Raw genomic sequence first — 19,357 nt, 5'->3', positions numbered from 1 at the left:
TAAAAGAACTGAGGAGGCGCTCTTTTAAGCGTTTCTCAGTTCTTGTTATACTTTCACAATTTATTTTCTAATTGCATGAACGATATAATTCATATTCTTTTTATGTTTACGCATTGTTTTAAACATTTTGATAAACATTTTGCGATTAGTTAATTTTAGAGCGTTTTTAATAATTTTTAACGTACCAAGGAGGCCTTCATCTCGAATCATGCCTATTGGAGTCATTAAAGATAGTGGACCTACTTTAGACTCAATATTTGAAAAACCAGCTTCTTGATAGAGTTGATACCAATCTTCAGGCGATAAAGGTGTAACTTTCATATTGATGGCGTTACTTAATTCATCAATGACTGTTGGTGCCTCTTGTCTATTAATAATTGCAATGTCATGTGTAAGTATAATGCCATTCGGCTTTAATACTCGATAATATTCATTTAGCACTTTTTCCTTAATCTGATAAGGCAACATTGTTAGCATCGCTTCATTTAAAATAATATCAAAACTCTTATCTTCAAAAGGTAATTTCATAGCATTGGCTTGCGTTAAATGAATAAGCTTATCTAAATTGTGTTTCGAAACATTTTGTTTACCTTTTTCTAAAGCGGTTTTATTTAATTCTACGCCCTCAATGTGGCAATTATATTTTTGAGCTAATTCAATAGAAGTTGTACACATATTACAAGCTACTTCTAAAACACGTTTGCCACTGGTGAAGTGTCCTTTATTTATAAGCCAATTTGTTGCTAACACCCCCCTGGTCGTAAACGTTTCTTTCCTAATTGTGCTAAAAATGTATGGCCGGCTATTTTAGTTACCGTAGTCAACACTTCCTGTTCTAACTGAATTTGTTAAAGAGTACGTGATTTTCTAAATGTACATGCTCATGAGTTTCACGTTCTAAATTCTCTAGACGATGATATACTAATCTCCAAGTTTGGCAAGCTTCACTAGGAGGTTGATATTGGTTAGTTAATTCACGCATATCTTCAAGTACTTGTCCTGTTTGAGTGTGGTCGTCAACTAAGCTTTGAATGATATCAGATGAATGATCTACTTGTTCACCACGAGAAAGTTTAATTAACGCTGGGAAATCATGTTCATCTTCTTGAGCCATATGCTTAAGCATACCATCTCGATATTGACGATATAAATCTTGTAACTGAATTAGAAATGGATGGTTCGGTCCATGAACTTTAGCAATTTTTGTAACATAAGGGGATAGATTCTTAAATTCTTCACGTATTGTTTCGTGATAGCGAGATTGTATATATTGAATTAATGACGGTGCATCAAGATATTTCACATTAATGTTTCCTTGATCATGGTTTGGAAGTTCATTAATTTCATCTATTAAAGTTTCTGCATCAACTTTTTTATTTTTAACTGCCTCATTTATAGATATATTGCCACCGCAACAAAAGTCGATGCCATATTTTCTGAAAATATCAGCACTTAGTGGGATATCAGTAACAATTTCTGCAACGATAGATTCATTTGTAATCATTAAAACTCCTCCTTTATTTACTTTCATTATAATCGTTAATAATTATTATCAATTAGAAAAAATATAGCTGTCACCTATTTGTTGGAAAGTTATTAAAATATTGTGAACGAGTAACTTTGATTTTAAATTAATGGACTCATTTTAAAATGAAATGCAAAAACTGAGAAAAGCTCGATATGAGCATCTTCTCAGTTTAGTCGACTACTGCATGATTTTATGTAGCATTTTAATCCTTTGTCTTAATCTTCTAGTTATATTGAATAAAAGATTTATTATGCTGGGTTACGATGATTTCTAAAATAAATCACTTGTAGTGTTATTAAAATGACTGCTGTTATCATAATAACGAAAATGTATGGGGTTGCGTCATATTGTCCTTTGAGTCCTACAATAGGAGAGATAATACCACCAAGTATAAATTGGAATAGTCCTAATAAACTAGACGCATTACCACTACCACCAGTACGTTCTTCCATTGCCATTGAAAAACCAAGTGGCCCAATAGACGTAACAGGACATACATTTAAGAAAAATGCGATAAGTAAAATCCATAAGGGACCATGAACTGCAAGTGTAATCACAATTAAAATGACACCTACAACTTGTATTAAGGTTAAATAAATCATAAGTTTGAAACGATTAATATAAGCTACAAGAAGTGCGACGATCTGACTTACGATAATTAAACCGACACCATTAACAGCGACCATGATACTGAATTGTTGAGGTGTCATATTATAAATCTTTTGCGTAATAAATGGAGAAGCGGATGAAAAACTAAATAACATTACATACGTTAACCCCTGTAGAAACATTGGAATAATGAATCGTGGTTTTTTCATTAGACTACCGAAATCTAATAAAATGTCTTTAAAGTTAAGTGATTTGTGTTCCGATTTATGTGTCTTTGGCATCATTGTAGCGACGCCTAATAGTACAAATAGACTTATAAATGTTAGGATAATGAATACAATTCTCCATGATCCAAGTGTTAACGATAGTCCACCGAGTAATGGCATGATGATAGTAACAATACCATTCACGACCATTAATGATGCTAGAAATTTTGCTAATAAATCGCCCTCGTATCTATCTCCAGCGAAAGCTTTGGCTATAACGATAATACCACCGGCTGTAAACCCTTGGGTAAAACGAATACATAAAAATAAAATTAGGTTAGTAGCGAATACGCCACTAAGTGTGGCTAAGAAAAATATACATAATATGATAAGACCCATTCTTTTACGACCATATGCATCAGATAATGGGCCAAATAGGAATTGGCCAAGTGCTAAACCTATCATTGCAAATGATAATGTAAGTTGTATTTCAGATGTTGATGACCTAAATTGATGTTGTGCTTCAGGTAATGCGGGTAAATACATATCAATAATCATAGGTCCAAATGCAGTCATTACACCTAATACTATTAGAAGCAATAGGGGTAATTTTGTATGAGTTGAAGGTTGCATAATGTTTCTCCTTAAAAAGTGTGCAAACTACATTATAAAGGTTTTTTGTATATTTGTAATTTACAAAATAAAAAAGCGACACAGAATTCATTGTGTCGCCTAATATAGGTTGATTAACTTTCAAAAAGTTTTGAATTTAAGCTTTCTCAATCAAGCCAATTATTGTGAATTTGTATCACTTGAATTTCCAAGAATACTATTTAATTTCTCTTTAATTTCATCAAATTTTGTATTTACATCGTTGAGTAAGTCATTAACTTTACTTTGGCTTTCGTTATTTTGTTGAGCATTATTAGCTTCTTTTAATTTATTGACTTGCTCTTGATAAAATTTAGTTAATTTAGAATCTTCACCAGTTTGTTCACTATTTTTTAAGTTATTAACATCCTCTTGAATTTGTTTAATTCTTGAGTCAGTGTCTACTTTATCTTTAATGTCATTTTTAGCATCTTCTACTTGTTGTTTGATATTATCACTTTGATTTTGTACTTCATTTTTATAATCTTTAGATACATTGTTGTCATTAGAAGCATTATTCGTTTGTTGGTTATCACTACTATTGTTATTAAGTATTGCTCTTGTGGCAAATACCGCTACGATAATCAACAATATTGCAATAATAGCAATTAGCCATTTTTTAGATTTCTTATTTTTTTCGTTCTCTTCTTCTAACTGTTGTTCGCGTCTAAAGTCACGATCGTTATAGTATCTATTACCATCTTCATCGTATTCATCATTACGTCGGCGATAATCCTCACGATAATCATAATCATCTTGATATCGATGGTCATCATTACGATATCTCGGATCATCACCTCGATAACGTGAATTGTTACGATTGTATGCTTCTTGACTTTCGCGTCGTTCATGACGCGCACGTCCATCCGCGCTTTGTCGGTTAAGTTTGCGATATTGTTCATCATATTTGTAAGAATCTTTATATTTGTCTGTTCGTTTCAAGATAGTCACCTCATATTTTAAATAGTTAGTTTGAATAGTCTTGCAATATTTTCAGCAGTATGTGTCATGTTTCGTTTAGCGTTATTTAATAATGAAGGCAATGATTCTGGTTGCTCAATTAAACTAAATGCACTGTCAATGCCATGCTTATAAACATCTTGGTATCCTTCGGCAAGACTACCACAAATAGCTATAACAGGAACGTGATGTTCTTTTGCTGCTTTAGCTACTCCGATAGGTGTTTTACCAAAGACTGTTTGAGCATCCATCTTTCCTTCACCAGTTATGACAAGATCTGCATCCTGCACTCTTCTCGAAAAGTCAATTTCTTTTAATACAATATCAATACCGTTAGAAAGTGACGCATTGAAGAATGCGAGGATACCTGCACCTAATCCACCAGCAGCACCGGCACCTGGGATATCTTTGACACTTACATTTAGTTCTCGTTCTATCATATCATGATAGGTTGTAAGTGCGGAATCCAACTTTGGTATCATCTTAGCGTCAGCACCTTTTTGAGGACCATAGATTTCAGTTGCGCCATTAGCACCTAATAACGGGTTTGTCACATCACAAGCAACTTCAAATGTGACGTGCTTAAGTCTTTGATCTAAGTTTGAAAAGTCAATTTTTGCTAGCTCAGATAAGTAGCCGCCACCGAGTTTTAAAGGTTGATTTTTAGAATCAAGAAATTGAGCGCCTAATGCACATAACATGCCACTACCGCCATCATTGGTAGCACTTCCTCCAATGCCTAAAATGATCTTAGTAACATGATGATCAAGCGCATCTAATATTATTTCTCCAACACCGTAAGTAGATGTAATAAGTGGATTACGTTCTTCATCTGTCAATAAATCTAGTCCTGATGATGCAGCCATTTCAATGATAGCTACTTGATTATCCTGGGAAAGTGCATATGAAGCTTCAATGTTTCTATGCAATGGGTCATGAACTGGAATGGTGTACGTCTTAGCATTAAGCGCTTCCTTTAGAGCATCTGTTGTACCTTCACCACCATCTGCCATTGGGATAATGTCATAGTGAATATCTTCATGAAATATTTTCTTGAAACCATCTTGTATTGCTAAACCAGCTTCTTTAGCTGACATGCTCTCTTTAAATGAATCAGTGGCAATGACTATTTTTCTAAGATTCATCTTAGTAGACCTCCAATAGTTTATATATTTAAAATTAGTATAAAATAATGTTTGAATGTATAATTAATAAAAAAAGAATATAATATAATTAGTTGAGCCAAAACGAGTGCTAATTTAATTAACCTTATGACATAAAGGAGTTCGACATGCATAGACTTAAACATCATGAATTTTACATCTGGATGATTGGATTGATCCTATATTATGGCTATTTAGGCTACATTATCCCCTTACATAGTACAGATTGGTTTTGGGGTAGTGGCCACGGTATGCAAGTGGTCAGTAATACTTTTAATAATTTTAATGGAAGATACATTAGCAATTTATTAGAATTTGCAAGTGTCCATTCTATATTACTTCGTACATTATCATTTGCGTTTATATCAATTTTTATCGTGGTACTTTTATTAAGATTATTGAATCAGTTTGGTGACACAAATTATTTAATATTAAGCACTGTTTTATTATTTATTATACCCAATTCCTTGTTTGCACAAAGTTATGGTAATTTTGAATTTTTTTATACATATGTTTTTGGCACATGTTTTTCTTTATATATCTTAAGTTTTATAATAAAAGTATTACTTAATAAAGATGAATTTAGTCGTATTGAAGTTTTTATATTTTGGCTAATATGTACATTGGGACAGTGGTTTGCTGAACCTTTAGCTTTTTATAATGCCAGTATATTACTTGTAGGAATGATTTATTATGCCATACGCAATCATAAGTTTTATTATTGTCTGATACTTGGTTGGTTGCTTTCATTAAGTGGTGCGATGATGATGCTATTAAATGATAAATATATTTATATCTTTTCAAGTGTTGAGGCATTAAGAGGACACTTAGACATGCTTGGGTTAAACCATAAGTTCGAAATATCACTTCTAAAAGATATTCCAAGATATCTCTTTTTTAATAATATTATTATTTTATCCTTAATAGTGATTATTCTAATGATATTGCTATTAAAAAGTAGTGTGTTCTTAACTTTACCTACAATAAAGCGAATCATTTTACAAATAGGTATTTGTATATTGCCTATATATAAAATCTTTATATATGAACCTTTTAATTTGAAACAATTGTCAGAGACATTTACGTTTGAAGTCATTAATACTCTATTGTGTCTTATAATGATGGTTAGCATTGCAATTTCATGTAAGTTAGTCATTCAATTACCATATAATCGATTGTTGGTTTTTATGTCACTTGTTTCTATTCCAATTAGCGTGTTACCAGTTATTTTAATTACTGAAGTTTCAGTTCGACAATTTTATTTAGCATATTTACTTTGTATAATTGTACTCATTAGTTTAATTTCAGAATTAGGCATTTTGACGTTGAACCATTATAATCTTTTAAAAAGTTGTATACTTATCTTTGCGATTATAAATATAATTATTTTCACTGATGTACATATTCGTAGTGAACAACGACTAGAAGATGTAAAATCGCAAATTGATAGCAATAAGCGTCACATAACATTATCACATTTACCTTATGAAATTTACCTATTTGAAATTACACCAGCAGATGAAGCAGATTTAACTAACTTCAAAGAGTTTCATCATATTTCAGAAAAATATTCGTTTAAAATACTGCCGTTTGAAAATTAAAAAAGAAAAATGACGACAAAGGAGAAAGACGATGAAATTGAATCAAACCCACTTTGAGATTATTAAATTTATAATTGTGGGGGGGATTAATACCCTTAATTATTATATTGTGTATTTATTATTATTAAAATTATTTCACGTGAATTATATGATTAGTCATATTGCTGGTTTCTTAGTAAGTTTTGTTATTTCTTATTATTTAAATTGTTATTTCGTTTATAAAGTAAGACCAACGTTTAAGAAATTTTTAAGCTTTCCATTAACTCAAGTTATAAATATGGGTATGCAAACATTATTATTATATGTCTTTGTTAAGTGGTTTCAATTTCCATCTGAAATCGCACCATTTGCAGGTTTAATTATTACTATTCCAATTACATTTATTGTTTCAAAGTGGATTTTAAAGGATTAAATGACGTGCAACTTTAGGTGATTTATTTTTATAATACGAAACTTCAAATGACTTTAAAGAGTGACAATTTTATAGCTTTAGCTAAAGTGAAATTTAGGTTTTGCTAAAAATTTAATTAGATTAATTATACGGATTTTATAGAAATCAAAAAACGTTGTCATTCATATTTTGATAGTACATACTATTGATATTAAAGCATTTAAGGTGGTTAACAAAATGTCTCAAAGTGAAAATCTTAAATTGGCACAAAGAGGGGCTTATTTAAGTTTAGTAGTATACATTATTTTATCTGTTTCTAAATATATTACTGGATTTGTTTTTGATTCAGCAGCTGTTAGAGCAGATGCTTTGAATAATATGACAGATATTATTGTATCTATAGCTGTTATTGTTGGGTTGAAAATTTCAATAAAACCAGCAGATAAAAATCATCCTTATGGTCATTTGAAATCTGAAAATATTTCAACGTTGTTGGTATCATTTATTATCATGTTCGTGGGTATTCAAGTTGTGATTGAAAATGCACCTAGAATATTTACAAATGAGCACAATACACCAAATGTAGTCACAATATTTGTAAGTTTAATAAGTGGGTTAATTATGATAGGTGTGTTTGCAATAAATCATAGATTAGCTCAGAAAACGATGAGTAGTTCGTTAAAGTCCGCTGCAAAAGATAACTTATCAGATGGATTAGTTAGTATGGGTACGGCAATTGGTCTAGTATTTACTCAATTTGGTTTACCTATTGTCGATGTTATTTTAGCAACGATTCTAGGATTTTTAATTATTTATACCGGATTTGGTATTTTTAGAGAGTCAATTTTTGCACTTAGCGATGGATTCAATGAACAGGATCTTGAAGAATATCGTAATATTGTATTGGAAGTGGATGATGTCAAAGATGTGAACAATCTTAAAGGACGCTACCATGGAAGTAGTATATTTTTAGATGTTACGATTGTTGTTGATGCACATTTGTCTCTTCAACAAGCACATGATATTTGTGATCGAGTGGAGAATCACTTGCATAGTAAAGGTATATCATCAGTATATGTACATCCAGAACCGGATACTTTGTAAAAGTAAGATGAATAGATTCTGAACAAAAGCATTGTTAATTTTAATGATTTTTTTCTGAAAATAGTGATTACGAATAAAGAAGCCAGTAAATGACTCTTAAAAACTTCATTTACTAGCTTCTTTATTTATAATACTTCGTATTATTGGCTCAATTGCCTAGGGGACTGGGTTGTAAAGAAATTCTTAGATGAATTTTTACTCATTATAGTTGCGACACTTTCTTGCAGGAAAGGCTCGTGCCTGTAGTCCTCTAAAGGCGTTCTTAGATAGATGATTACTCACATAAGCTGCTTCGCGTTCCTGGGATGCCGTCTCAGCCTGTAGTCTTCGACTGGCACTGCTCTACCCTAGGAGTCTTCGCAACTATGTTTTGTATTCTATCTTAGAACGCCTTATACAAGTGCAACAGCACTTGTGTTCAATAATTAAAACGCCAAGAGTCGCACCAAAATACTTTGAATTCATATGGAATTCTACATTAAAATAAAAAAAGACAATTCCTATATTATTTCAATAGAAATTGTCTGTTATACTTATCCAGAAAATTTATGTCCCGGACGCTTTTCGAGTTATTTAAACATAAATTCTAAGCGTTCTGCCTCAGAACTTAAGCTCTGTTAAATTTTACCACCAACCGTTAGATTCACGGAAACTAATTGCAACTTCAATTGAACCATAACGTTCTTTAGCATATGAAATCATGCCTTTTGTTTGCGTTTCGACAGAGCCATAGCCCCAAGATTGATTTGTCTGTCCTAAACCATGATATTGTCCATTAGACGCATTAGGGTCTCCACCTGATTCAGGTAAGACAATTTTCTCCCATAATTCTTCTGTTCCGCCAGCTGCGATAAATTGTTTGTATACTGAAGATGTACTTTCACTTGATGAGCTTTCTTTAGATGAATTGTCATCACTTGAAGTGTTGCTAGATGAGCTATTATCGGCCGTAGATTCGGAGTTACTTGATGATGTATTAGTAGTAACATTAGTTGTATTAGCTTGTGTAGTTGCAGCTGATGCTACATTAGAATGTTGACTCTGATGAGATGGTTGATTGTGTTGTAATTGTGTATGTTGATTATATTGACAAGATTGATTTTGTTGACCATGTGTCATTTCACTCGCATGTGCTTGACCGGATTCTAATCCTGCGGCACCTAAAGATACCATTGTCATTAATGCAAAAATTGATTTCTTCATAATAAATAATCTCCTTTAGAAATTGGTTTTTTGTAAGTAATCTAAAATTGCTATTAAATTAAGTAAAGTCATAATTACGTATCTTTTAATATCCTTTTAGATTATGCATCCCAATATGTCTTGCTGTTGATTACGGTAGAATCACTATAACACCTCATTTAATGACATAGGTTACTACAATATCAAAAAATAGTATCAAAAATGAACTGAAGGTAACGAACATGACAAACTAACGTCATTTATGCCAAAAATGGCGTGAATTTAAGATATTATGAAAGTTAACGAAATAGTTTTATAATAAATGTAATAGAAAAAGAGTAGGTTACTTGTTGCAAAGCATAGGGAAGTAAATTTAGAGTTAGTGATTGGTTTTAAGTCATTTTAAACAAAATCATTCAATTAAAACTAACGTATAGGAAGGTGTTTTGATATGCCAAAATTAATATTATGTCGTCACGGTCAAAGTGAATGGAATGCTAAAAATTTATTTACAGGATGGGAAGATGTTCAACTATCTGAGCAAGGACGAAATGAAGCAATTACTTCAGGACATAAATTAAAAGAAAATGGCATTGAAATTGATGTGGCGTTTACTTCATTGTTAACGAGAGCATTAGAGACAACTCAATTTTTATTAGCTGAATCAGATCAAGAGTGGATTCCAGTGCATAAAAGTTGGCGTTTAAATGAGCGTCATTATGGTAAATTACAAGGTCTTAATAAAGATGAAGCGCGAAAAGAATTTGGTGAAGAACAAGTGCATCAATGGCGACGTTCATATGACGTTAAGCCACCAGCACAAACTGAAGAACAACGTGAATCATATTTAAAAGATCGTCGTTATAGACATTTAGATCATCGTATGATGCCTTATTCTGAAAGTTTAAAAACAACGTTAGAACGTGTGGTACCTATATGGACAGATAAGATTTCTCAACATCTATTAGATGGAGAAACAGTTCTAGTAGCTGCACACGGTAATTCAATCCGTGCATTAATTAAATATTTAGATAATGTATCTGATGAAGATATCATTGGTTATGAAATTAAAACTGGTGCACCACTTATTTACGAATTAGATGACAATTTAAATGTAATTGATCATTATTATTTATAATTATTAAATTAAAGTAGTGGGAGCGGGGCAGAAATTAAAATAAATTCGTGGTCCCATCCCGACGAGGATGAGTAGGTTTGAAAAAACTTGATTTAAGCGCATTTTCAAATCAACCAACTACTGCCAATATGGTAAAAGAAGGCTGAGACATTTTATTTAGTCACAGCCTTTTTTCTTTGTAGGAGTTATTTATGGAAGAAATAGATAACATTAAGCTGATTTACGATTACGTTTGTATTGTTTAATTATTTTTAATGCACGTTTGCGAGTTTTGATATTAGGACTATTCAAATTTCGACGTGCTGTTTGTAAATCTTGTTTCATATTTGATTCCTCCTTTTTAAAAAGGATAAAGGAAAGTAAGCTAAAAGTAAATAGTAATTATTACGATTTACAAAATAATACAAACAATTTATATGAAATTTAAAATTATATATGTATAATAGTCAAATGTATCTATTGAAAGCTTAGGTAGATAGGAGGGGAATAATATGTCACATAAACAAAAATTAGTAATGATATTTACGATGTTGTTAGGTGGCTTTTTCGGGTTGTTAAATGAAACGCTACTCACTACAGCGTTGCCGAGAATAATGAAAGATTTTAACATTGAATATTCACAAGTACAATGGCTAACAACTGCATTCTTACTAACTAATGGTGTAGTCATTCCATTATCTGCATTCATTATACAGCGATACTCAACAAGACAAGTGTTCCTAACTGGAATTCTGATATTCTTTATCGGGACGATGTTAGGCGGTTTTAGTCCAAACTTCACAATCCTTTTAATCGCGCGTATTATTCAAGCATTAGGCTCAGGTATTATGATGCCACTGATGATGACAACAATTCTAGATGTCTTTAAACCACATGAACGTGGTAAATATATGGGAATGTTTGGATTGGTCATAGGTCTTGCACCAGCAATTGGTCCTACATTATCGGGTTATTTAGTTGAATATTTTGACTGGAGATCACTTTTCCATGTCGTAGCACCGATTTCAGCAATAACATTTCTTATAGCTTTAAAAATTATTAAAAACGTTGGAACAACAGTTAAAACTCCTATTGACCTCATTTCTATAATATTATCTATATTAGGATTTGGTGGATTATTATACGGTGTTAGTTCTATTTCAAGTGATGGATGGGATGATCCACTAGTATTAATAACGATAATAGGCGGTATACTATTAGTCGGAATATTTATTTGGCGTCAAGAGAGACTTGAAACGCCATTACTAAGTTTCAAAGTATTTAAGAATAAAGAGTTTGCAGTTGGTTTAGCGATTATGGCTGCAACAATGATTTCGATGATTGGTTCTGAAACAGTATTGCCTATGTTTGTACAAAATCTTTTAGGAAGAACGCCTATCGATTCAGGACTCATCTTACTACCTGGAGCAATTGTTATGGCTATCATGTCTGTGATTTCAGGTTGGTTATACGAAACATTTGGTGCTAAAGTGTTAGCAATAATTGGTATGTCTATTGTTCTTATAACTACTTCTTACTTTGTAGTCATGGATGAACATACATCTACGATAATGTTGGCAACTGTTTATGCTATTCGTATGATTGGAATTGCAATGGGCTTGATGCCAATAATGACGCATACAATGAATCAGCTAACACCAGAACTTAATGCTCATGGCTCATCCATGACAAATACCATTCAGCAAATTGCTGGTTCAATTGGAACAGCAGGTTTAATAACAATATTAAGTACAGCAAGTAAGAATTTCCAACCGACGATGAGTGATTATCAAGGTATGGATAAAAAAGAAATGGCAGGACAAATACAAATTGATGCCATGCTTCATGGTTATCATTCAGGATTTTTATTTGCCGTTATTATTACAGTCATCAGTTTATTGCTTACATTTTTAATTAAAAGTAAGAAAAAGGTTAAGGCAGAAGCTAAATTACAAAATAATTAAATGAACTTTATATAGTTAAAATAAGAGATCAAGACGAACGTTGAAAATGTTTAAGCATTTTTTCATAGAAGGGATACCATAGAGGGCTCCTTTAACAAAAACGTTCTATGTCTAGGTCTCTTTTTTATTTTATTAATATCCAAACATTCTGAACACTTAGGCAAATGTAAAATAATGTTGACTATTCCCACCCATGAGATTAGAATTAATTTATTCTGACTAATCTAATAGGAATATGGAGGACAAGGTAGATGAAAAGACTTTTATTTGTTGCTTTAGCACTTATCTTTGTGTTAGCTGCTTGTGGTAATGGAGGATCATCTGATAAAAATAGTGATTCTAAATCAAGTAGTAGTAACAGCGATAGTAAAACACTGAAAGTGGGTACTGAAGGTACATATGCACCATTCACGTTCCACAATAAACAAGACAAATTAACTGGTTACGATATTGATGTAATCAAAGCAGTTGCAAAAGAAAAAGGTTATAAACTTAAATTTAATGAAACATCATGGGATTCAATGTTTGCTGGTTTAGATGCGAAACGTTTTGACGTTATTGCTAACCAAGTTGGTGTAAACAAAGATAGAGAGAAAAAATATAAATTCTCTACACCTTACACTTATTCAAGCGCAGTTTTAGTAGTACGTGAAAATGAAAAGAACATTAAATCATTTAATGACGTCAAAGGTAAAAAAATGGCTCAAACATTCACGTCTAACTATGGTCAATTAGCTAAAGATAAAGGTTCAGATATTACTAAAGTTGATGGCTTTAACCAAGCGATGGACTTATTATTATCTAATCGTGTTGATGGTACATTCAACGATAGCTTATCTTACTTAGATTATAAAAAACAAAAACCAAACGCTAAAATTAAAGCAATCAAAGGAAATGCAGAGCAAAGTAAATCAGCATTCACATTTAACAAAGATGTTGATGATAAAGTTGTATCTGATTTCAACGATGGACTTAAAACATTAAAAGAAAATGGTAAATTAGCGGAAATTGGTAAGAAATGGTTCGGTGAAAATGTTTCTGAGCCTAAATAGTCAACAACAACATGCATTAGATGCGGCAGGGCAAGCATTTGGACCAATGTTGGAAGGTTTATTAAAATATTCTATTCCAATAACAATAGTTACATTTATCTTAGGTTTGATTATTGCTTTATTTACAGCGTTAATGCGTATTTCAACGAGTAAAGTTTTAAAAGGTATCGCAAGAGTATACGTTTCAATTATTCGTGGTACACCGATGATCGTACAGTTATTCATAATCTTTTATGGTATTCCTGAATTAGGACGCTTAGTAACTGGTAATGCTGATGAACAATGGACATTATCATCAGTTGTTTCAGCTATCATCGGTTTGTCACTTAATGTTGGTGCGTATGCATCAGAAATTATCCGTGGTGGTATTATTTCTATACCTAAAGGTCAAACAGAAGCGGCTTATTCTATAGGAATGAACTATAGACAAACGATTCAAAGAATTATTTTACCTCAAGCGATCCGTGTTTCAATACCAGCTTTAGGAAATACATTCTTAAGTTTAATTAAAGATACATCATTACTTGGCTTTATCTTAGTTGCAGAAATGTTCCGTAAAGCTCAAGAGGTAGCGTCTACAACATATGAATATTTCACAATTTATATTCTTGTAGCGGTTATGTATTGGGTAATTTGCTTCATTATCTCAGTTATCCAAAGCTTCTATGAATCATATATTGAAAGAGGGTATAACTCATGATTGAATTAAGTGGTATCCATAAATCATTCAATGATAAAGAAGTCATTAAAGGCATTGATTTAAACGTAGAAAAAGGGGAAGTCATAACACTTATTGGACGATCTGGTTCAGGTAAAACGACATTACTACGTATGATTAATGCTTTAGAAATTCCGACTGAAGGTAATGTTAGTGTTAATGGTGAAAGTTACACCGCTAATAATAAAAAGTCTCAAATGAGCGTACGCAAGCAATCGGGTATGGTATTTCAAAGTTATAATCTATTTCCTCATAAATCTGCATTAGAAAATGTAATGGAAGGATTAGTAACTGTAAAGAAAATGAGTAAAGCAGATGCGAAAGAAAGAGCAATGGGATTACTCGAAAAAGTTGGTTTAACAAGTGTTAAAGATCAACGTCCACATGCACTTTCGGGTGGTCAACAACAACGTGTAGCAATTGCTAGAGCACTAGCTATGAATCCGCAAGTAATGTTGTTTGATGAACCTACTTCTGCATTAGATCCAGAATTAGTTAATGACGTATTAAGAGTAATTAAAGAATTAGCTGATGAAGGTATGACAATGGTGATTGTAACGCATGAAATGCGATTTGCACGCCAAGTCTCAAATAAAATCGTCTTTATACACGAAGGACGTATTGGTGAACAAGGTACACCAGACGAAATATTCGAACATCCTAAGACAGAAGAATTACGTCGTTTCTTAAATGTAATTAATGAAGATTAATAATGAAAAACACTTTTCTAAAGTTCATAAAGTTGAACTTAGAAAAGTGTTTTTTGCTTTATAGTTATTTACGTTCTAATAGTTGTTTAACTTTGTATGCAAGTGGGTGTATCGGTTTAATGAAATCTCCAATGTATTCGTAAACATTAGCATTGAAGCCTTTTTTAAATTGTTGCACACCATAATCTTCAGCATCTTCACTAAAGTCACCTGTAATACCGTAGAAATTATAACGATCTACATTATGTTCTTTTGCGAATTTAATCATATCCCATTGTAAACGATATGCGCCCATATACGCATTATATCTAGGATTTGAACCACTGGATAAATAATAAACTTCATGTTCATTATATAAGTATAAAGCCGCAGCTAGATTAAGTGTTTCGCCTTCTTCAGCAATTTTATCTTTCGTTTCATTTAATTTGCGTTCATTACTATCAACTTGTTGTTGTATTTGTGTGCGTTTATTTTTATTTTTCTTAGAGTTAGGGTTTTCCTCTAATACAGCATCGACTTCGGATAATTGTACTGTTAATGAATCGTGTTTTTGTTGGAGAGTAGATAAGTAATCCTTTAAATCAATATAGGCAAGTTTAAGCATTGCATGGTCTTTATACGTTTTTTGCATTTCATAAAAGTATGGTTTGTCTCTAAATTTGAAACCATGTTTTTCTTCGGCCATTTGGAATAATTCAAAGAACGTATCCGTTTCATCCATAGGTAGCGTTCTTACTTTTACGCCCATTTCATACGTTTTTTTAATGTTACGACGTGTTTGATAGTCCATTTCTTTTAATAATTGATCTTCTGACTTGTCTTTTAAATCTAAGACAGATAACCAACGTATTTGACTCATTGTGCTATAACCTACTGTCCATCCTTGATGTTTGTAACCTAAATCTTCCAACGTTTTGATGACTGCTCGGTTATCGTAACTTTCTAAAATTTCTCCATCAGCATTACGTAGGTTCTCCAAAATATAAGGATCAACTAATACATATAAGCAATTATGTTTTTTTAAATAACTTGTTAGTGATTTAAAGAAAAAGTGAACCAATTCAATATTACTGTAGTCCATGACAGGTCCACGATGTGTATAAAAGTATTTGAACACTTTTAAAGCACGTGCCTCAGTCATTAAAGTTGCAGCGATGACATTGTCGCTGTCATCTTTGACACCTACAACATGCACATCATCTTTTAATTCATTTCTGTTTTCAAAGTGAATTCGAGATTGTGTGTAATGAGAGAAATGACTGGATGTAAATTTCTCAAATTCCTCCGGTGATAAAGTTACGAATTTCATATTCATCTACTCCTCTGCGTTTTTAAGAATTATCCTTTATTTTAACAAATAACTACAACTATTACACAAGATAAGTTATTAAATCACACCGTACTTTAGTTGTGGGTTAAAATATATATTTAATTTATAATAATAAATATTTTTAGAAAACTAAATTTTTATGAACTAGCGCATATTTTAAAACCATTGTATGATAGTATTTGCAAAAGAAGTATTATGATAGATAGAGAGAACTGGGCAATAGGAGTGAATATATGAAACGTATATTAGTTATGTTAAGTGTCGGTATATTATTGCTAGCAGCGTGTGGTAACGATAAATATGTCGATAAAATAGATAAAGCTGTAAAAATCCAAGATCAAAAGCAAGAACAAATGTCTAAGAATGATACAGGAGATATGGTTAAACACTTTGATAAAAAAGATGCGAATATTTATGTTTATGAAGATGGAAAGTATGTTGTCTTAGCGTATAAACCTTTAAGTAATAATGAAGAAGTTCATTACTACACTTATCAATTTGATGGTAAAAAAGCGAAACGCATTGATAACTTTGATACAAAACAATATATCGAATCACATGATGCTGATTATAAGGAAGAAAATATGAATTAATATGTTATTACAAAGGAGCATCTATGAAAAAGAGAATTTTGTTAATAAGTATGATGATGGTTTTAATAATCATCATAAGTGCTTGTTCTAATGACAACAAGGAAAAGCAGCCACCTAAAACTGAGAATGGCAAAATTTTAATCGTTGAGTATGGAGACTTTAAATGTCCATACTGTAAAAAAGTGGAAAAGAATGTAATGCCAACAATTAAAAAAGACTATATTGATACGAATAAAGTAGAGTATCAATTTATTAATGCTGGATTTCTTGGTAAAGATTCAATCGTCGGCTCTAGAGCCGGAAACGCAGTGCAAAAAGTTGCACCTAATGAATACTTAACTTTTCAACGTAACGTATTCGCGAATCAAAAAGACGAGGATAAAAAGTGGTTAACAGAACAATTTCTTGATAAAGAAATTGATAAGTTAGATATTACGACGCAACAAAAATCTGACATTAAAAAGCAGTATAAGACTAAGAACAGTGAAGCTTGGAAAAAAGCAGAAAAACAAAAGGAACTAACAGAAGATAATAATATTGATACTGTTCCAACTGTTTTTATAAATGGAAAAAAAGTGAAAGATCCTTATAAAGTCGAAGAATGGAAGAAATACTTATAGTCACGATGTCATAGTGAGTAACGCTGACATTCATTTTGTGTTATATTGTAACCACTAAAGAGAAGTGGAATAAATTTAATAATGTTGATTCAAATAAGAATTGTAGTGTACTTCACTATGATTCTTCTTTTTTTAAAAATTTAGAAAGGTAGTAACTTAATCAATGATAGATATTTTTAATAAAAGATGATTTTTATTAAATTGAAAATAAAAAAATAAAAAACTATTGTAATTTTATACAAATAAAGTTATGCTTTTAAATCGTAAGTATTACTATTTAGGAGGTATAAAATGAAACGCTTTTTAAGTCTTACTGTTTTGATAACTATTATTGTATTTATATTAGTCGCTTGTGGAAAGGAAGATCGTTCTAATAAAGATTCTAAAGGTGATAACAAAATGAATGTGTCTACAACTGTATATCCTTTGCAATCCTTTATAGAGGAAATAGGTGGTAACCATGTCAATGTATCGTCTATTTATCCTGCTGGCACAGACCTACATGATTATGAACCAACTCAGAAAGACATGTTAAAGGTTAATCAATCTGATTTATTTGTATATACAGGTGATGATTTAGATCCAGTCGCTAAGAAAGTTGCAGCCACAATTAAAAATGATAAAAAGAAAGTTTCATTACAAGATAAACTAGATCAATCAACACTACTAACAGACCAACACGAACACGGTGATGAAGAACACGAGGATTCACATGGACACGAACACCATCATCATGGTGGGTATGATCCACATGTATGGTTAGATCCTGAGAAAAATAAGGTGTTTGCTAAAGAAATTAAAGATCAGCTAGTAACTAAAGATCCAGAACATAAAGATGAATACGAGAAAAATTTTAAAAAATTAGAAAAAGAGTTAAATGATATTGATAATAAAATGAACAACATTACTAAAGATAAACAAGGTAATGCTGTATTTATTTCTCATGAATCTCTAGGTTATCTCGCAGATCGCTATGGCTTTGTTCAAAAGGGAATTCAAAATATGAATGCTGAAGATCCTTCTCAAAAAAAACTTACAAACTTAGTAAAAGAGATTAATGAGAAAAATGTTAAATACATATTGTATGAGGATAATGTTGCGAATAAAGTAACTGAAACAATCAGAAAAGAAACAAATGCAAAACCGTTAAAATTCTATAATATGGAGTCACTTAATAAAGAACAATCTAAAGATGCATCGATAAATTATCAAACATTGATGAACAAAAATATTGAAGTATTAGATAAAGCATTGAGTTCCAATATAAAAGTACAAGACGAAAAAGCTGAACATAAATATGATAAAGCTATTTCAGATGGTTATTTCAAAGATGAACAAGTTAAAGATCGTGCATTATCAGATTATGAAGGTAAATGGCAATCAGTGTATCCCTATTTAAAAAATGGTGATTTAGATGATGTAATGAAACATAAATCTGAAGAAGATAGCACTATGACAGAAAAAGAGTATAAAAAATACTATGAGAAAGGTTACAAAACTGACGTTTCTAACATAAATATTAAAGGTGACAACATTACTTTTGAAAAAAATGGGAATAAGGTTACTGGAACGTATGAATATGTTGGTAAAAAAATCCTAGATTATAAGAAAGGTAATCGTGGAGTTAGATTTATTTTTAAATTGAAGCACTCTGACAAGCAAACATTACCTAAGTACGTTCAGTTTAGTGATCATAATATCGCACCTAAGAAAGCAGAACACTTCCACATTTTTATGGGTAACAACAATGAAACATTACTTGAAGAAATGGATCATTGGCCAACGTATTATCCTGCCTCATTAGATAAGGACGATATTAAAGAAGAGATGTTAGCACATTAATAAATTTAAAATTTGA

The 19,357-nt window shown here is 31.6% G+C and carries 18 protein-coding genes and 1 pseudogene; 11 read left to right on the top strand and 8 right to left on the bottom strand.

The window, feature by feature from the left end; translation table 11 throughout:
- Positions 1–60: 60 nt before the first annotated feature.
- From HMPREF3134_RS10015 to HMPREF3134_RS09995, 5 genes and pseudogenes are all read right to left on the bottom strand, one after another.
- A pseudogene (locus HMPREF3134_RS10015) lies at positions 61–824 on the bottom strand (class I SAM-dependent methyltransferase).
- Between the two features lie 11 nt (positions 825–835).
- Positions 836–1,504 carry an iron-sulfur cluster repair di-iron protein ScdA gene (gene scdA, locus HMPREF3134_RS10010; protein WP_070442619.1) on the bottom strand — a complete coding sequence of 223 codons (669 nt, stop codon included), beginning with the start codon at positions 1,502–1,504 and terminating at the stop codon, positions 836–838.
- Positions 1,505–1,776: 272 nt separating this feature from the next.
- A complete protein-coding gene (locus HMPREF3134_RS10005) occupies positions 1,777–2,976 on the bottom strand; it encodes a putative multidrug effflux MFS transporter TcaB (protein ID WP_070442616.1) in 1,200 nt (399 codons plus the stop codon).
- 159 nt (positions 2,977–3,135) lie between these two features.
- Positions 3,136–3,936 (bottom strand): hypothetical protein, encoded by an 801-nt coding sequence (locus HMPREF3134_RS10000; protein WP_070442613.1) that lies wholly within the window; start codon positions 3,934–3,936, stop codon positions 3,136–3,138.
- A gap of 17 nt (positions 3,937–3,953) precedes the next feature.
- Positions 3,954–5,099: a glycerate kinase gene (locus tag HMPREF3134_RS09995; RefSeq protein ID WP_070442610.1), complete on the bottom strand. Its 1,146-nt coding sequence runs from the start codon at positions 5,097–5,099 to the stop codon at positions 3,954–3,956.
- Positions 5,100–5,245: 146 nt separating this feature from the next.
- Here HMPREF3134_RS09995 and HMPREF3134_RS09990 point away from each other — a divergent pair, with 146 nt between their 5' ends.
- From HMPREF3134_RS09990 to HMPREF3134_RS09980, 3 genes are all read left to right on the top strand, one after another.
- Complete coding sequence (locus tag HMPREF3134_RS09990) at positions 5,246–6,718, top strand: hypothetical protein (RefSeq protein ID WP_070442607.1); 1,473 nt, start codon at positions 5,246–5,248, stop codon at positions 6,716–6,718.
- Between the two features lie 31 nt (positions 6,719–6,749).
- A complete protein-coding gene (locus HMPREF3134_RS09985; RefSeq protein ID WP_070442604.1) occupies positions 6,750–7,130 on the top strand; it encodes a GtrA family protein in 381 nt (126 codons plus the stop codon).
- Between the two features lie 216 nt (positions 7,131–7,346).
- On the top strand, positions 7,347–8,213 hold the full coding sequence (locus HMPREF3134_RS09980; RefSeq protein ID WP_053025054.1) for a cation diffusion facilitator family transporter: 867 nt from the start codon (positions 7,347–7,349) through the stop codon (positions 8,211–8,213).
- 624 nt (positions 8,214–8,837) lie between these two features.
- Here HMPREF3134_RS09980 and HMPREF3134_RS09975 read toward each other — a convergent pair.
- Positions 8,838–9,416 (bottom strand): aggregation-promoting factor C-terminal-like domain-containing protein, encoded by a 579-nt coding sequence (locus HMPREF3134_RS09975; RefSeq protein WP_070442601.1) that lies wholly within the window; start codon positions 9,414–9,416, stop codon positions 8,838–8,840.
- Positions 9,417–9,846: 430 nt separating this feature from the next.
- On the opposite strand from HMPREF3134_RS09975, the gene HMPREF3134_RS09970 reads away from it, so the two are divergent.
- Positions 9,847–10,533, top strand: coding sequence for a 2,3-diphosphoglycerate-dependent phosphoglycerate mutase (locus HMPREF3134_RS09970; RefSeq protein WP_037550112.1), 687 nt, complete (start codon positions 9,847–9,849; stop codon positions 10,531–10,533).
- Between the two features lie 210 nt (positions 10,534–10,743).
- Here the strand turns inward: HMPREF3134_RS09970 and HMPREF3134_RS12100 are convergent, their stop codons facing one another.
- Positions 10,744–10,857: a putative metal homeostasis protein gene (locus tag HMPREF3134_RS12100; RefSeq protein ID WP_107609856.1), complete on the bottom strand. Its 114-nt coding sequence runs from the start codon at positions 10,855–10,857 to the stop codon at positions 10,744–10,746.
- Positions 10,858–11,024: 167 nt separating this feature from the next.
- On the opposite strand from HMPREF3134_RS12100, the gene HMPREF3134_RS09965 reads away from it, so the two are divergent.
- From HMPREF3134_RS09965 to HMPREF3134_RS09950, 4 genes are all read left to right on the top strand, one after another.
- Entirely contained in the window at positions 11,025–12,476 is a 1,452-nt protein-coding gene (locus HMPREF3134_RS09965; protein ID WP_070442598.1) for an MDR family MFS transporter, read from the top strand.
- A 251-nt stretch (positions 12,477–12,727) separates the two neighbouring features.
- The gene (locus tag HMPREF3134_RS09960; RefSeq protein ID WP_037550106.1) at positions 12,728–13,528 is read left to right on the top strand and encodes a transporter substrate-binding domain-containing protein; all 801 of its coding nucleotides are present in this window, start codon (positions 12,728–12,730) and stop codon (positions 13,526–13,528) included.
- The gene (locus HMPREF3134_RS09955) at positions 13,509–14,228 is read left to right on the top strand and encodes an amino acid ABC transporter permease (RefSeq protein WP_037550342.1); all 720 of its coding nucleotides are present in this window, start codon (positions 13,509–13,511) and stop codon (positions 14,226–14,228) included. The genes HMPREF3134_RS09960 and HMPREF3134_RS09955 overlap by 20 nt, the downstream gene beginning before the upstream one ends.
- Entirely contained in the window at positions 14,225–14,956 is a 732-nt protein-coding gene (locus HMPREF3134_RS09950) for an amino acid ABC transporter ATP-binding protein (RefSeq protein WP_070442595.1), read from the top strand. The genes HMPREF3134_RS09955 and HMPREF3134_RS09950 overlap by 4 nt, the downstream gene beginning before the upstream one ends.
- 64 nt (positions 14,957–15,020) lie before the next feature.
- Here HMPREF3134_RS09950 and HMPREF3134_RS09945 read toward each other — a convergent pair whose 3' ends face one another.
- Positions 15,021–16,265 carry an aminoacyltransferase gene (locus HMPREF3134_RS09945; protein ID WP_070442592.1) on the bottom strand — a complete coding sequence of 415 codons (1,245 nt, stop codon included), beginning with the start codon at positions 16,263–16,265 and terminating at the stop codon, positions 15,021–15,023.
- Between the two features lie 254 nt (positions 16,266–16,519).
- Here HMPREF3134_RS09945 and HMPREF3134_RS09940 point away from each other — a divergent pair, with 254 nt between their 5' ends.
- The 3 genes from HMPREF3134_RS09940 (at position 16,520) to adcA (ending at position 19,341) form a co-directional block, all read left to right on the top strand.
- Positions 16,520–16,879 carry a DUF4467 domain-containing protein gene (locus HMPREF3134_RS09940; RefSeq protein WP_053025049.1) on the top strand — a complete coding sequence of 120 codons (360 nt, stop codon included), beginning with the start codon at positions 16,520–16,522 and terminating at the stop codon, positions 16,877–16,879.
- 23 nt (positions 16,880–16,902) lie between these two features.
- Positions 16,903–17,499 (top strand): DsbA family protein, encoded by a 597-nt coding sequence (locus HMPREF3134_RS09935; RefSeq protein ID WP_070442589.1) that lies wholly within the window; start codon positions 16,903–16,905, stop codon positions 17,497–17,499.
- 291 nt (positions 17,500–17,790) lie between these two features.
- Positions 17,791–19,341, top strand: coding sequence for a zinc ABC transporter substrate-binding lipoprotein AdcA (adcA, locus tag HMPREF3134_RS09930; protein WP_070442586.1), 1,551 nt, complete (start codon positions 17,791–17,793; stop codon positions 19,339–19,341).
- Positions 19,342–19,357: the final 16 nt, after the last annotated feature.

Source organism: Staphylococcus sp. HMSC14D10 (assembly GCF_001808125.1).
Taxonomy (GTDB): domain Bacteria; phylum Bacillota; class Bacilli; order Staphylococcales; family Staphylococcaceae; genus Staphylococcus; species Staphylococcus haemolyticus.
The sequence above is the reverse complement of the archived record's forward strand: the minus strand, read 5'-3'. Positions and strand labels throughout refer to the sequence as shown.